The organism is Pantoea sp. SS70, from assembly GCF_029866845.1.
In the GTDB taxonomy this organism is placed as follows: domain Bacteria; phylum Pseudomonadota; class Gammaproteobacteria; order Enterobacterales; family Enterobacteriaceae; genus Pantoea; species Pantoea leporis.
Map to the genome: position 1 here is coordinate 1444681 of NZ_CP117199.1, position 15423 is coordinate 1460103.

10 protein-coding genes are annotated in these 15423 nt (G+C 51.6%); 6 read left to right on the top strand and 4 right to left on the bottom strand.

Going from position 1 to position 15423, the window contains the following annotated elements; translation table 11 throughout:
- The first annotated feature begins 103 nt into the window (after positions 1 to 103).
- The 6 genes from lrp (at position 104) to PO881_RS06660 (ending at position 9120) form a co-directional block, all read left to right on the top strand.
- On the top strand, positions 104 to 598 hold the full coding sequence (lrp, locus tag PO881_RS06635; protein WP_006118610.1) for a leucine-responsive transcriptional regulator Lrp: 495 nt from the start codon (positions 104 to 106) through the stop codon (positions 596 to 598).
- 119 nt (positions 599 to 717) lie between these two features.
- A complete protein-coding gene (locus PO881_RS06640; protein WP_280172636.1) occupies positions 718 to 4122 on the top strand; it encodes a DNA translocase FtsK 4TM domain-containing protein in 3405 nt (1134 codons plus the stop codon).
- Positions 4123 to 4297: 175 nt separating this feature from the next.
- The gene (gene lolA, locus PO881_RS06645; RefSeq protein ID WP_008102417.1) at positions 4298 to 4909 is read left to right on the top strand and encodes an outer membrane lipoprotein chaperone LolA; all 612 of its coding nucleotides are present in this window, start codon (positions 4298 to 4300) and stop codon (positions 4907 to 4909) included.
- 7 nt (positions 4910 to 4916) lie between these two features.
- A complete protein-coding gene (locus PO881_RS06650; protein ID WP_280172637.1) occupies positions 4917 to 6263 on the top strand; it encodes a replication-associated recombination protein A in 1347 nt (448 codons plus the stop codon).
- Between the two features lie 99 nt (positions 6264 to 6362).
- Positions 6363 to 7655 carry a serine--tRNA ligase gene (gene serS, locus PO881_RS06655; RefSeq protein ID WP_280172638.1) on the top strand — a complete coding sequence of 431 codons (1293 nt, stop codon included), beginning with the start codon at positions 6363 to 6365 and terminating at the stop codon, positions 7653 to 7655.
- Between the two features lie 313 nt (positions 7656 to 7968).
- Positions 7969 to 9120 (top strand): MFS transporter, encoded by a 1152-nt coding sequence (locus tag PO881_RS06660; RefSeq protein WP_101760964.1) that lies wholly within the window; start codon positions 7969 to 7971, stop codon positions 9118 to 9120.
- A gap of 55 nt (positions 9121 to 9175) precedes the next feature.
- On the opposite strand, the gene pflA is transcribed toward PO881_RS06660, so the two are convergent.
- The 4 genes from pflA to ycaO all read right to left on the bottom strand — a co-directional run bounded on the left by pflA (position 9176) and on the right by ycaO (position 15413).
- Positions 9176 to 9916: a pyruvate formate lyase 1-activating protein gene (gene pflA, locus PO881_RS06665; RefSeq protein ID WP_101760963.1), complete on the bottom strand. Its 741-nt coding sequence runs from the start codon at positions 9914 to 9916 to the stop codon at positions 9176 to 9178.
- A 164-nt stretch (positions 9917 to 10080) separates the two neighbouring features.
- Positions 10081 to 12363 carry a formate C-acetyltransferase gene (gene pflB, locus PO881_RS06670; protein WP_192413872.1) on the bottom strand — a complete coding sequence of 761 codons (2283 nt, stop codon included), beginning with the start codon at positions 12361 to 12363 and terminating at the stop codon, positions 10081 to 10083.
- Between the two features lie 69 nt (positions 12364 to 12432).
- The gene (focA, locus tag PO881_RS06675; protein ID WP_280172639.1) at positions 12433 to 13293 is read right to left on the bottom strand and encodes a formate transporter FocA; all 861 of its coding nucleotides are present in this window, start codon (positions 13291 to 13293) and stop codon (positions 12433 to 12435) included.
- 356 nt (positions 13294 to 13649) lie between these two features.
- Positions 13650 to 15413, bottom strand: coding sequence for a 30S ribosomal protein S12 methylthiotransferase accessory factor YcaO (gene ycaO, locus PO881_RS06680; protein ID WP_280172640.1), 1764 nt, complete (start codon positions 15411 to 15413; stop codon positions 13650 to 13652).
- Positions 15414 to 15423: the final 10 nt, after the last annotated feature.

The following is a 15423-nucleotide window of genomic DNA, read 5'->3' on the forward strand; positions in this document are numbered from 1 at the left end:
CGTTACTGCACAGGCTTATGGTCTTCACTTCAGTAAGGCCCTGAACAATGAGCGTTTTCAGGGTGTGGCAGGTTAAGGGAAGGAATTAAGAGAGACAATAATAATGGTAGACAATAAGAAACGCCCCGGAAAAGATTTAGATCGTATCGACAGAAATATTCTGAATGAACTGCAGAAAGACGGTCGAATTTCTAATGTCGAGCTTTCCAAACGTGTTGGATTATCGCCAACTCCATGTCTTGAGCGCGTGCGCCGCCTCGAGCGTCAAGGCTTCATTCTGGGCTACACCGCGCAGCTCAACCCGCATTATCTGGATGCTTCACTGCTGGTTTTCGTTGAGATTACTCTGAATCGTGGTGCGCCAGATGTGTTTGAACAATTTAACGCCGCCGTGCAAAAACTTGAGGAAACTCAAGAATGTCACCTTGTTTCCGGTGATTTTGACTACCTGCTGAAAACCCGCGTACCGGATATGTCCGCTTATCGTAAACTACTGGGTGAGACCTTGCTGCGTCTGCCGGGCGTAAACGACACCCGAACTTACGTGGTGATGGAAGAGGTCAAACAGAGCAATCGTCTGGTGATCAAAACCCGGTAGTGCAGGGCAGGTGCAAAGCTTGCAGGATTTCGGTACACTCCTGTGAATTCATACAGGACCAGCGTCGGGCATGCCCGACGTTGTTGCCTTCTTAATTTACAGGCACCTGGAGAGTTCTCTTGAGCCAGGAATATACAGAAGATAAAGATGTTTCGTTACAACCGCTGAGCAGTGGACGTCGTCTGCTGGAAGCGTTGCTCATTCTTGTGGCCTTGTTCGCCATCTATTTGATGGTGTCGCTGGTTAGTTTTAACCCGTCAGATCCAAGCTGGTCACAAACCGCATGGCACGAACCTATCCATAATCTGGGTGGTAGCGTCGGCGCATGGCTGGCCGATACGCTATTGTTCATCTTTGGCGTGATGGCCTACGCCATTCCTCCCGTCATTATTGGTCTGTGTTGGATCACCTTCCGCCAACGTGATCGTCAGGATTACATCGACTACTTTGCCGTTGGTTTACGCCTGATTGGCGTGCTGGCCTTGGTGGTAACGACCTGTGGTCTGGCGGCGCTCAACGTAGATGACATCTGGTATTTTGCTTCCGGCGGCGTAATCGGCAGCCTGGTCAGCAATGCGATGGCACCGTGGTTCAGTTCGGCTGGCGGCACCTTGACGCTGCTGTGCGTCTGGGCTGCCGGCATCACGCTTTATACCGGATGGTCATGGCTGACGATTGCCGAGAAGATCGGCGGCGTGGTGATGGGTGTTCTGACCTTTGCCAGCAATCGTTCACGACATGACGAACCCTGGCAGGAAGAAGAATACGACGACGAAGAGCTTGCTGATGAGGTGTCGCCTCCGATGCATGCTGCACACTCCGTTAATGACGACGATGATGTCTTGTTAGCTCAACCGCGCAAGGTGAGCGAACCGGTTGCTGCGGAGTTGAGCGACGATCCGCTGCTGGCGAAGGCGAGTGCGGCAACTGCCGCTGCAATTGCGGTTACTACGCAAGCTGCACAGCAAACTCCAGCTGCACAGCAAACTCCAGCTGCTATGCAGCCTGCTCCAGCCGCATCTGCTGAACCCGACGCAATGCCACGCGTTGCCGAAGCCACGGCTCAGTCGATTCCGGCTCCTCAGCCTGTTGCTGCAGCACAACAACCAATCGCGCAGCCTTCTGCTCCGCTCTATCGTTTCGAGATCCCAGGTGAAGCAGCACCTTCACCGTTTTCGCCGGCTGATGACGATGAGGGCCCGAGCATGGGCAACTGGCAGGATGCCGCTTCATCTTCTGCACCTTTAAACAGTCTCGCCGCCGCTTCACTTGCCGCTGGAGCAGTCAAAGCAGCGACATCACCTGCTGCTTATTCACCTGCCTTCGATATCGTACCTGAGCGTGATTACAACCCGCAGGTGAAGCAGGGCATTGGTCCAGAGTTGCCGCGTCCAAACAAAGTTAAGTTGCCAACACGACGTGAGTTAGCTTCGTACGGCATTAAGTTGCCCTCGCAGCGCATGGCGGAAGAACAGGCTAAAGATGCTGAGCAGCAACAGCCGGAAGTCACTGCGTCTTACAGCGTTCCTCCACAGGAAGAGGATGTTGAGCTGCAAGAGGCGCAGTTGCGTGAAGCCTTCGCGTCGCAGCAGCAGAATCGTTACGGTGAAAGCTGGCAGGAAGCGTCTGAGCCTGATGATGAGGATGCATTGCAGCAGGCTCAACTTGCACGTCAGTTCGCCGATCAGCAGCAGCAACGCTATACCGAACCTGAAGTGAAGGAAGCACCGGTATTTAATCTGGATACGTCGTCTGCTTTTGATTTTTCACCAATGAAAGATTTGGTCGACGATAGCCCGAGCGAGCCACTGTTCACTATTTCTGCATCGCCAGAGCCGGAAGAGCCCGCGCCGTGGCAACAACCTGCTGCGCCGGAGCCAGCGGCAATGCCGTCGTTGAGTGCTGAATCCAGCCCATGGTCGTCGCCGGAACAGGAAGCCTATTCTGCGCCACCTGCACCAGTGAAACCTGCTGCGCCTGTGCAGGACAGCTTGTTCCATCCGTTCCTGGTTCGCCATGAACAGCCGCTGGAAAAACCTTCTACGCCGCTGCCCACGCTGGATCTGCTCACGTCACCACCGGCAGAAGAAGAGCCGGTGGATATGTTTGCGCTGGAGCAAACCGCGCGGCTGGTTGAAGCACGCCTGGCTGATTATCGAGTAAAGGCGGAGGTTGTAGGTATTTCACCTGGTCCGGTCATTACCCGCTTCGAGCTCGATTTAGCGCCAGGCGTTAAAGCTTCCCGTATTTCTAACTTGTCGCGTGATCTGGCGCGTTCTCTGTCTGCGGTTGCCGTGCGCGTGGTGGAAGTGATTCCAGGCAAGCCTTACGTCGGGCTTGAACTGCCAAATAAACATCGTCAAACCGTTTATCTGCGCGAAGTACTGGATTGCCCTAAATTCCGTGAAAACCCGTCACCGCTTGCAGTGGTGTTGGGTAAAGACATTGCTGGCCAGCCGGTGGTGGCTGATTTGGCGAAAATGCCGCACTTGCTGGTTGCCGGTACCACCGGTTCCGGTAAATCAGTGGGCGTTAACACCATGATCATTAGCATGCTGTATAAAGCCACGCCGGAAGAAGTGCGCTTTATCATGATCGACCCGAAAATGCTCGAGCTGTCAGTCTACGAAGGCATCCCTCACTTGCTGACCGAAGTGGTTACAGACATGAAAGATGCGGCCAATGCGCTGCGCTGGAGTGTTGGTGAAATGGAGCGTCGCTATAAACTGATGTCTGCGCTGGGCGTGCGTAATCTGGCCGGCTATAACGAGAAGATTGAGCAGGCTGCCGCGATGGGTCGACCGATTCCGGATCCGTTCTGGAAACCGGGCGATAGCATGGACACCACACCTCCGGTGCTGGAAAAACTGCCTTATATCGTGGTGCTGGTCGATGAATTTGCCGATCTGATGATGGCGGTCGGTAAGAAAGTCGAAGAGTTGATTGCTCGTCTGGCTCAGAAAGCGCGAGCGGCGGGTATTCACCTGGTGCTGGCGACACAGCGTCCGTCGGTTGATGTGATTACCGGTCTGATCAAAGCCAACATACCGACGCGTATCGCCTTCACCGTTTCCAGCAAGATCGACTCACGTACCATCCTCGATCAGGGCGGTGCAGAATCGCTGCTGGGGATGGGTGACATGCTGTACATGCCGCCAAACTCCTCAATGCCTGTACGTGTGCATGGTGCATTCGTGCGCGATCAGGAAGTGCATGCGGTGGTTCAGGACTGGAAAGCACGCGGTCGCCCGCAATACATCGAAAGCATTACTGCTGGTGAAGAGAGCGAGAGTGCAGCTGGCGGAATGATGGGCGATGAAGAGCTGGATCCGCTGTTTGATCAGGCGGTCTCTTTCGTGGTGGAAAAACGCCGAGCCTCCATTTCTGGAGTTCAGCGCCAGTTCCGTATCGGATATAACCGTGCCGCACGTATCATCGAGCAGATGGAAGCGCAGGGCATCGTTTCTGAACCGGGACATAACGGCAACCGCGAAGTGCTTTCGCCGCCGCCACACGAGATGTAATTTATCGCGTGCAGTTGTCTGCTTATGGGCCAGTTAACACTGGCCCATTGTTTATCTGTTGGTCGATCCCCATATCTTCGGGAGCTTTCGGCTTTTTCTCCTGTCGAAGAGACAGGATGGCAACTACGTTTAATGCTGTAAGTGTCGGGAAACAATAAATAAGGAATCGAATCAGATGAAATTACGCGTTATTGCCTGTGGCCTGTTGGCCAGTTTTGTTTCCGCATCAGTATTGGCGGATGCGTCCAGCGATCTGCAACAGCGTCTTAATAAAGTGAACAGCTTCCATGCCAGCTTCAGTCAGAAAGTGACCGATGGCAGCGGTGCCAACGTGCAGGACGGTGAAGGCGAGCTGTGGGTGAAGCGCCCAAGCTTGTTTAACTGGCACATGACCGCGCCGGATGAAAGCGTAATTATTTCTGATGGCAAAAATCTGTGGTTCTACAATCCCTTCGTTGAACAAGCCAGCGTTAGCCTGTTGCAAAATGCAGCCAGCAACACGCCGTTTATGTTGATTGCGCGTAACCAGCCAAGCGACTGGAAACAGTACAACATCAAGCAGCAGGGCGATAACTTCGAGCTAACGCCAAAGAGCAGTGATGGCAACCTCAAGCAGTTCACCATCAATGTGACATCGTCTGGCACCATCAATAAGTTCAGCGCGATTGAGCAAGATGGCCAGCACAGCGATTATCAGCTGAAGAGCCAAAACAACGGCGCTATTAGCCCAGACAAATTCACCTTTACGCCGCCAAAAGGGGTAACGGTGGACGATCAACGTCAGTGAGGTCACGGTGAGTAACCTGTCTCTGGATTTCGCTCCATCGAATGAGTTTCAGCCGCTGGCCGCGCGTATGCGGCCGGCGACGCTGCAACACTACATTGGGCAACAGCATTTGCTGGAGCCCGGTAAACCGCTGCCGCGCGCCATTGAGGCCGGGCATCTGCATTCGATGATTTTGTGGGGACCGCCTGGGACAGGGAAAACGACATTAGCCGAGATTATCGCCCATTACGGTAAAGCTGATGTCGAGCGCATTTCTGCTGTCACTTCTGGCGTGAAAGAGATTCGTGAAGCGATCGAGCGTGCCCGACAAAATCGTCAGGTGGGTCGACGCACCATCCTGTTTGTCGACGAAGTCCATCGCTTTAACAAAAGTCAGCAGGATGCTTTCCTGCCGCATATTGAAGATGGCACCATTACGTTTATTGGTGCCACCACAGAAAATCCCTCGTTTGAACTCAACTCGGCGCTGCTATCCCGTGCCCGCGTATATTTACTCAAGTCTCTGACCACTGCAGATATTGAACAGGTTCTGTTGCAGGCGATGCAGGATGACGAACGCGGTTATGGCAAAAGCGATATTGTGCTGCCGGATAATACGCGCCGTATGATAGCGGAACTGGTGAACGGTGATGCACGTCGGGCATTGAATACGCTGGAAATGATGGCGGATATGGCTGAAAGCAATGCCGAAGGCCAGCGTGAATTAACGCCACAATTACTCAACGAAGTTTCCGGTGAAAGGGCGGCGCGTTTTGATAACAAAGGCGATCGTTTCTACGATCTGATCTCCGCTCTGCACAAGTCTGTTCGCGGTTCAGCACCCGATGCGGCACTTTACTGGTATGCAAGAATCATCACCGCCGGCGGCGATCCGCTGTATGTCGCCCGCCGTTTGCTGGCTATCGCCTCGGAAGATGTGGGTAACGCCGATCCGCGCGGCATGCAGGTTGCGCTAGCGGCCTGGGATTGCTTTACGCGCGTCGGTCCAGCCGAAGGCGAAAGGGCGATTGCGCAGGCGATTGTTTACCTTGCCAGTGCACCCAAAAGTAATGCCGTTTACACCGCTTTCAAAGCCGCGATGCGCGATGCGCGCGAATTTCCTGACTACGATGTGCCGGAACATTTACGCAACGCCCCAACCAAATTGATGAAAGAGATGGGGCTGGGCAAAGAGTATCGTTATGCGCACGACGAGACTAACGCCTATGCCGCTGGCGAAGTCTATTTCCCGCCTGAAATGGCGCAGACGCGCTACTATCAACCGACTAATCGCGGGCTCGAAGGGAAAATTGGCGAAAAACTCGCCTGGCTGGCTGAGCAGGATCAAAATAGCCCGATAAAACGCTACCGCTGATAAACACCTTACGGTAAGGTGAGCAAGGATTTCATTGCATTCCATAGGGATGCAAGTCCCGCCATTCGTTCAATCAACCTTTTATTACACAGGATTAGCATGCTCGATCCCAACCTGCTGCGTAACGAGCCAGACGCAGTCGCAGAAAAACTGGCACGCCGAGGATTTAAACTGGATGTGGAAACCTTACGTTCGCTTGAAGAGCGTCGTAAAGTCTTGCAGGTAGAAACTGAAAATCTGCAGGCTGAGCGTAATTCCCGATCCAAATCCATCGGTCAGGCCAAAGCACGTGGGGAAGACATCGAGCCGCTGCGTCAGGAAGTGAACGCGCTGGGCGAACGCCTGGATGCGGCTAAAGCAGAACTGGATGCCCTGCAGAACGAAATTCGTGACTTTGCCCTCGCATTGCCAAACCTCCCGGTTGACGAAGTCCCGTTGGGTAAAGATGACAGCGAGAATCAGGAAGTCAGCCGCTGGGGCCAGCCGCGCCAGTTCGATTTCCCGGTGAAAGATCATGTTGAGCTGGGTGAAGCCGCCAAAGGTCTGGACTTTGCCGCCGCGGTGAAATTGACGGGTTCACGTTTCATTGTGATGCAGGGCCAGATTGCGCGTCTGCACCGTGCGCTTAGCCAGTTTATGCTTGACCTGCACACGCAGCAGCACGGTTATCTTGAAACCTATGTTCCGTATCTGGTGAATCAGGAAACGTTGTATGGCACCGGACAGCTGCCGAAGTTTGGTGAAGATTTGTTCCATACCAAGCCGCTGGGCGAAGAAGCGGGTAGCAGCAACTATGCGCTGATCCCTACCGCTGAAGTGCCGCTGACCAATCTGGTGCGTGATGAGATCGTTGAAGAAGAATCTTTGCCGCTCAAACTTGCTGCGCACACGCCATGCTTCCGTTCTGAAGCCGGTTCGTACGGGCGCGATACGCGTGGTTTAATCCGTATGCACCAGTTCGATAAAGTGGAAATGGTGCAGATTGTGGCGCCTGAAACCTCCATGGATGCACTGGAAGAGTTGGTGGGCCATGCTGAGAAAGTGCTTCAGTTGCTCAATCTGCCATACCGTAAAGTGCTGCTTTGCACCGGCGATATGGGCTTTGGCTCTTCCAAGACCTACGACCTGGAAGTTTGGCTGCCAGCACAAAACACCTATCGTGAAATCTCCTCTTGCTCCAACATGGGTGATTTCCAGGCTCGTCGTATGCAGGCGCGCTGCCGTAGCAAAACCGACAAGAAACCGCGTTTGGTGCACACGCTGAACGGTTCTGGTCTGGCAGTGGGTCGTACTCTGGTGGCTGTGCTTGAAAACTATCAGCAGGCAGATGGCCGCATTGAAGTGCCAGAAGTACTACGTCCTTATATGGGCGGACTGGAATTCGTTGGCTAATCAACGCGCAATTATATAAGCCCGGCAATGCCGGGTTTTTTGTTTCTTAAGCGGCAAAATAATTATTTTTTAGTCGGAATTAATAAGAAATAAACGTTATCGACAATAAATGGCTCTTAAGCATTAAAAATCGTAAATTCAAATAGATAGATGCCAGACTTGTATTCCTCATCATGCTTCTAACCCTCTGAAGATAAAAAAAATAAATTGTTCCGCAGCAAATCGTGCGGCGACGAATTTTTGCACATTGACTTTAAGATAGCGGATGGCAAACTGCGCGCAATTATCGTCATCTCTTTTGGTTTTATTCCCTATGTCAACCTGGTCGCGCCCCGTCGTTTTGCTGCTTTGCGGCTTAATGCTTATGACGGTGTCTATCGCTGTGCTTAATACGCTGGTACCGCTCTGGCTTACCCATGATCAATTGCCAACCTGGCAAGTGGGAATGGCTAGCTCATCGTATTACACCGGTAACTTGCTGGGCACCTTGCTCGCGGGCTGGTTGATTACTCGTTATGGTTTTAATCGCTGTTTTTACCTCGCCAGCGTGCTTTTTGCCGTAGCGACCATGGGCATGGTGATACTGGATGGTTTCTATAGCTGGACATTACTGCGCTTTACCGCAGGTGTCGGTTGTGCACTGATTTGGGTGGTGGTTGAGAGTGCCTTGTTATGCAGCGGTACCGTGCGTAATCGCGGTCAGTTGCTGGCGGCTTATATGATCATCTATTACCTCGGCACTGTTGCAGGCCAGTTGCTGGTGAGCCGCGTGTCGACCGAGCTGCTCCACGTGATTCCATGGGTGACTGCACTGATTATCTGTGCGGTATTGCCGGTAGTGTTTGTGCATGTCAATACCAGCGCTGCGACAGAAGAAGCTTCAACGGGGCGCCTTTGGGTTATGTTGCGTCGTCGTAGTTCTCGTCTCGGCATCAATGGCTGCATTATTTCCGGTATCGTTCTCGGCTCACTTTATGGCTTGATGCCATTGTATCTGTCACATCAGGGCATGAGTGATGCAAACGTCGGTTACTGGATGGCGTTACTGGTCAGCTCCGGCATTGTAGGTCAGTGGCCGGTAGGACGTTTAGCTGATCGCTTTGGTCGCCTGATGGTGCTGCGTGTGCAAGTGTTTGTGGTTATCCTGGGTGCGATTGCTATGTTAGGTGATACTGCGATGGCGCCAGCGCTGTTTGTGCTTGGTCTTGCGGGTTTTACACTTTATCCGGTGGCGATGTCCTGGGCGTGCGAAACCGTCGCGCATCATGAGTTAGTGGCAATGAATCAGGCGTTACTGTTTAGCTATACCGTGGGCAGTTTGGTGGGGCCGGGAATGACGTCAATGCTGATGCAGAATTACTCTGACCGCCTGCTGTTTGTGATGATTGCTGCAGTTGCACTGGTTTATCTGGTGATGTTACTGCGCAAAGCCGATCATCAGGCTACTCCTGTCGCACATGCTTAACGCATTCCCATGAAATAGTAAAAAGGGGAGCCGGTGGTTCCCCTTTTGTTTGCGGTTAATACATCACTTCATGGCCGTAGCTGGCGAGGATATTCTTCACTCGCTCCATGGTTTCCTTGCTCGGCGGCTTAACACCATCCAGCTTGTACTCTTCGCCCATGGCGATCCATTTGTGTTTGCCTAACTCGTGGTAAGGCAGCAATTCGATCTTCTCTATGTTATCCATATCTTTGGTAAACTCACCCAAGCGATGAACGGAGTCATCATCATCGGAGTAGCCAGGCACCACTACAAAGCGGATCCAGGTGCGTTTGCCTCTCTTCTGCAGATAGCGCGCAAAGTCCAGCGTACGATGATTGGAAACGCCCACCAGAATCTGATGCACATCATCGTTAATCTGTTTTAAATCGAGCATTACCAAATCAGTGGCATCAAGCAATTCATCGATCACCGGATCGTAGCGACGAACAAAGCCGTTGGTGTCGAGACAGGTATGAATGCCTTCTGCCTGGCAAGCGCGGAACCAGTCACGCACGAACTCCGCTTGTAAGATCGCTTCGCCACCCGACGCCGTCACGCCACCGCCAGATGCATTCATGAAGTGACGATATGAGAGCGCATCCTTCATCAACTCTTCAACGGTAACTTCTTTACCGCCATGCGTGTCCCATGTATCGCGGTTATGGCAATACAAGCAGCGCATGAGGCAGCCCTGAAAAAAGGTAATGAAGCGGATGCCTGGGCCGTCAACGGTGCCGCAGGATTCAAAGGAGTGGATACGACCGATGGTTGACATTGCGATGAGTTCTCCAGGTGAGCCTGAATATCAGGCAGCACAATCTATGTTGTGCTCTAAAAGTGAAAGTCGATTTTGCCAGGTCGCCAGCACCAGCAAACTGGCAAAACGGACTTGTGGAGAAAAGGCTCCCGCAGGAGCCTTTCAATCTCAGTGAACTACGATTACAGCGACTGTGTGAACGTACGGGTAATTACATCTTTCTGCTGCTCTTTGGTGAGCGAGTTGAAGCGCACAGCATAACCGGATACGCGAATGGTCAGCTGCGGATACTTCTCAGGATGTTCCATCGCATCCAGCAACATCTCACGGTTCATCACGTTAACGTTCAGATGCTGACCGCCCTCAATATTGGCTTCATGGTGGAAATATCCATCCATCAGGCCAGCAAGATTGGTTTTACGCACGTTATCATCTTTACCCAGCGCATTTGGCACGATGGAGAAAGTATAAGAGATGCCGTCTTTCGCGTAAGCAAAGGGCAGTTTCGCGACGGAGGTCAGTGAAGCCACCGCACCTTTCTGATCACGGCCGTGCATTGGGTTAGCACCCGGACCGAATGGCGCACCCGCACGACGTCCGTCTGGCGTATTACCGGTTTTCTTACCGTAAACCACGTTAGAAGTGATGGTCAGCACTGACTGAGTTGGCACCGCGTTACGGTAGGTTTGCAGTTTCTGAATTTTCTTCATGAAACGTTCAACCAAATCGCACGCCATGTCATCAACGCGAGAGTCGTTATTACCAAATTGCGGATATTCGCCTTCAATTTCAAAGTCTACCGCTAAACCATCTTCATCACGGATGGTTTTCACTTTGGCGTATTTGATGGCAGAAAGTGAGTCAGCCGCAACAGACAGACCCGCGATACCACAGGCCATGGTGCGATAAACGTCACGATCGTGAAGCGCCATCAGTGAAGCTTCGTAGCTGTACTTATCGTGCATGTAGTGAATGATATTCAGGGAGGTGACGTACTGCTTAGCCAGCCAATCCATGAAGTGATCCAGGCGCTCCATCACGGTGTCGTAATCAAGAATCTCGTCAGTGATTGGTGCTTCTTTCGGACCCACCTGCATTTTCAGTTTTTCGTCAACGCCACCGTTGATTGCGTACAGCAGGGTTTTTGCCAGGTTGGCACGCGCACCGAAGAACTGCATCTGCTTACCGACAATCATTGGGCTAACGCAGCAGGCGATAGCATAGTCATCGTTGTCGAAGTCAGGACGCATCAGGTCATCATTCTCATACTGCAATGAGGATGTATCGATAGACACTTTTGCGGCGTATTTCTTAAAGTTAACCGGCAGTTTTTCTGACCACAGGATGGTCATATTTGGCTCCGGAGATGGCCCCATGGTGTAAAGCGTATTCAGGAAACGGAAGGTGCTTTTAGTCACCAGAGTACGGCCATCGACGCCCATACCCGCCAGTGATTCTGTTGCCCAGATTGGGTCACCAGAGAACAGCTCATCGTATTCAGGTGTACGCAGGAAGCGCACCATACGCAGTTTCATCACCAGATGGTCAATCAGTTCCTGTGCTTCTTCTTCAGTCAGTTTTCCGGCCTGAATATCGCGCTCGATATACACATCAAGGAAGGTGGATACGCGACCAAAGGACATTGCCGCACCGTTCTGAGATTTCACCGCCGCGAGATAGCCATAGTAAGTCCACTGAACGGCTTCTTGAGCATTGGTAGCGGGCAGCGAGATATCTGAACCATACTTCGCAGCCATCTCTTTGATCTGACCCAGTGCGCGGTGCTGTTCAGAGATCTCTTCACGCAGGCGAATGGTGGCTTCGAGGTCAACGCCATTCTCCATATCGCTCTGCAGAGAATTGAACTGCGCAACTTTGTCTTTCATCAGAAAATCGATGCCGTACAGCGCAACGCGGCGATAGTCACCGATGATACGACCGCGGCCATAGGCATCCGGTAAACCCGTCAACACGCCTGATTTACGGCAGCGCATGATGTCAGGGGTGTAAACATCGAACACGCCCTGGTTATGGGTTTTGCGGTAATCAGTGAAGACTTTTTTCAGCGCGGGATCAAGTTCGCGGCCATAAACCTTGCAAGAACCCTCAACCATTTTGATGCCGCCAAACGGGATGATGGCACGTTTCAAAGGTGCTTCAGTTTGCAGGCCAACGATTTTTTCCAGCGATTTGCTGATGTAGCCGGCATCGTGAGAGGTGATGGTTGAAGCCAGATCGGTGTCAAAATCTACCGGCGCGTGGGTGCGGTTCTCGATTTTGATGCCTTCAAGTACGCTGTCCCACAGCTTAGTTGTGGCCGGCGTCGCGCCAGCGAGGAAGGATTCGTCGCCTTCATACGGTGTGTAGTTTTTCTGGATAAAGTCACGGACGTTGACGCTGTTCTGCCATTCGCCGGCGCTAAATCCTTCCCAGGCTGACGCCATTTTTTCATTCAGTTCGGACATGATATACCTGCCTTATTTAGGGAGACTTTGACGTATGGCGCGCTGACTCAGCACGCCCGTACCAATTCATTAATGCACCGGCTCATCGCCACGCAGATAGATTACCCAGTAGGTCAAACCGACTAATAATCCGCCGCCAATAATGTTGCCGATGGTCACGGGAATCAGGTTGTTAACAATAAAGTTACTAACGCTTAGTGATGGGAACTGTGCTGCGCTTGCACCAGCCATTTGCCAGAATTCCGGGCTGGAAAAATCACGGATAACGATGGCCATCGGGATAAGGAACATGTTGGCAATACTATGTTCAAAACCGCAGGCAACAAACATCGCCACTGGTAGGATCATCGCAAACATTTTGTCCATCAGACTGCGGCCGGAATAACTCATCCACACCGCCAGGCAAACCATCAGGTTGGCGAGCGTACCGAGACTCACTGCTTCAATAAAGGTGTGATGCATTTTATGGTCAGCGGTTTGCAGGACATTCAAACCCCAGGCACCATTCGCCACCATGTGTTCACCGGCTAACCAGATCAGCGCGACAAAGAACAGCGCACCAAACAGGTTACCGATATAGACCGTCAACCAGTGTCGACCGAGTTGCAGCCAGGTGATACGGCCGCTGGCTTTTGCCACCACGATCAAAACAGTTGAGGTGAACAGGTCAGCACCGCACACCACGACTAACATTAAACCGAGCGAGAAACAGATACCGCCGATCAGTTTTGCTATGCCGTAGGGCATTGCTCCACTTCCGGTGGTCGCAGTGATATAGAAGACAAATGCGATTGAGATAAATACGCCAGCAGTGATGGCAAGGAAGAAGGTGGTTAAAGGACGTTTAGTAGCTTTATATATGCCGGCTTCTTCTGCAACTTTCGCCATTGCCGCCGGTAATAATGAATTAAAAGGGTTGTCAGCTTTCACACTAACGCTCTCCAAAAATTGCCTGTAAAGATATTAACAAAGGAGTATAGGTCAGAAATTGATGTGGATCATATTTGACCGGAAGGTCGCTGATAAGCGAAGCGTAAATGCGTCTGAGTGCTGCTTAAATTATTGAATTTATTGTAATAAATAATTTTTAATTTATGCAAAATAAGTTGAAGGTGGCTGCGGGCAAGACTAGATTTTGTTAAATATCATTAACGATTAAAGCTGAATTGTTATTTAATAATGCACTTAAATCTCTTTGTATGATCAATATAAAAAAATGGCACTGATTTTTTCAGTGCCATTGACCAGTACCCTAATTTCTATAAATGGAAATTTAAGCGTTAAGGCTATTTTTGTGACCAATAACGACGTTTAGCTGTCTGCAGCTTTTCATAGGCAGCGAGTAATGATTGATGCGCAGGGAAAGCTTTCAGATCCAGATCGACCGCTTGCAATCCATAGAAGGGCGCTTCGCCACTGATTGCCGCTGAAGCAGCCTCAACAGCAGCCTGGCCGTACATACGAATAAAGGCGCGATGATATTGTAGCGGATCGCGTTCCTCTTCCATTGCCAGCAGCAGCAAGGTTTGCAGACAGCGGTAGTAGTTTGCGCGCTCTTCACTAAAGATGGACTGATTAAACTCCATCGTCCATTCAGTCCAGATCAGAGCCTGATCCAGGTCGCCGCCGGCCAGCGCCAGCATGGCTTTCAGCTCGCCAATACGTAGCGTGTACCAGCCATTATCTTTGCCTGATGCCAGACCCAGCAGCTCGCGCACGCGAGTAAAGTCATCATGACCTTCCTCATCCAGTTGCACAATCAGCTCGAGATAGGTTTCGGGTTCCCATTGGCTGTCTGGCAGCGCCAGCAGGGTTTTGCGCAGTGGTGCGCCCATGCTGTTATTTGCCAGCAGCAGATCTTCTGCTGGATAAATATCAGACATGCCCGGCACGATAATGCGGCAAGCGTAAACACTCAGATGTTCATAGTCAGCGATATAGACTTCTTTATCTTCCGCACGGAAGATCGCCATTAGCGTATCAAACTCTTCGTGAGTGGTACCCGCAAAGCTCCAGTCGACGAAAGGATAATCGGCATCGTCTTTAAACATATCCCATGAAATCAGGCCGCTTGAATCGATGAAATGCGTTTCCAGGTTAGCGTGTTCCGCTACCTCTTCATCATCGAACGTCGGCGGTGTGAACACGTCGAGATCTTTCAGACCACGGCCCTGCAGCAGTTCAGTAACGGTTCGCTCAAGTGCGACGCCAAAGTCCGGATGTGCGCCAAACGAAGCGAAGCAGGTACCATTTGCTGGATTGAACAGCACAACGCAGATAACCGGGTATTTGCCGCCGAGTGACGCATCGTATGAGAAGATTGGGAAACCTTCTGCTTCCAGACGTTCAATTGCTTCAATTACGCCAGGATAACGCTGCATCACCTCTGCTGGAATTTCTGGCAGGCTGATGGATTCGGCGATGATGCGATTCTTAATATGACGCTCAAACACTTCAGAAAGACCCTGTACACGCGCTTCGTTCGCGGTGTTACCGGCAGACATACCATTCGAAACGTACAGATTACCGATGATGTTCATCGGGATATACACTGTTTGCTGGTCAGATTGACGGGTAAATGGCAGGCCACAAATTCCACGCTCGTCATTGCCGGATTGCAGATCAATCAGCTCAGAAGCACCCAGGCTCTCATCAGGATCATAGAACTTGCGCAGGCGCGCATCCAAAATGCCTTCTGGCAGGCTGTCGTCCTCAGTGAGCGGGAACCATTTTTCATTCGGATAGTGAACAAAATCACCATTAGCGATGGATTCACCCAACCAGAAATCGGCGAAGAAATAGTTAGTAGAGAGGCGCTCAAAATATTCGCCCAGCGCTGAAGCCAGAGCGGCTTTTTTGCTAGCACCTTTGCCATTTGTAAAGCACAGCGGGCAGTCGCGATCGCGAATGTGTACTGACCAGACGTGTGGCACCGGATTCAGCCAGGAAGCTTCTTCAATGTTGAAACCAAGGTCTTGCAGTTTCTGCTGAAAGCGAGCAATGGAATCTTCCAGTGCGGCGTCTTTTCCGGGGATAAACGTTTGCGTCATGGTGGCGCTC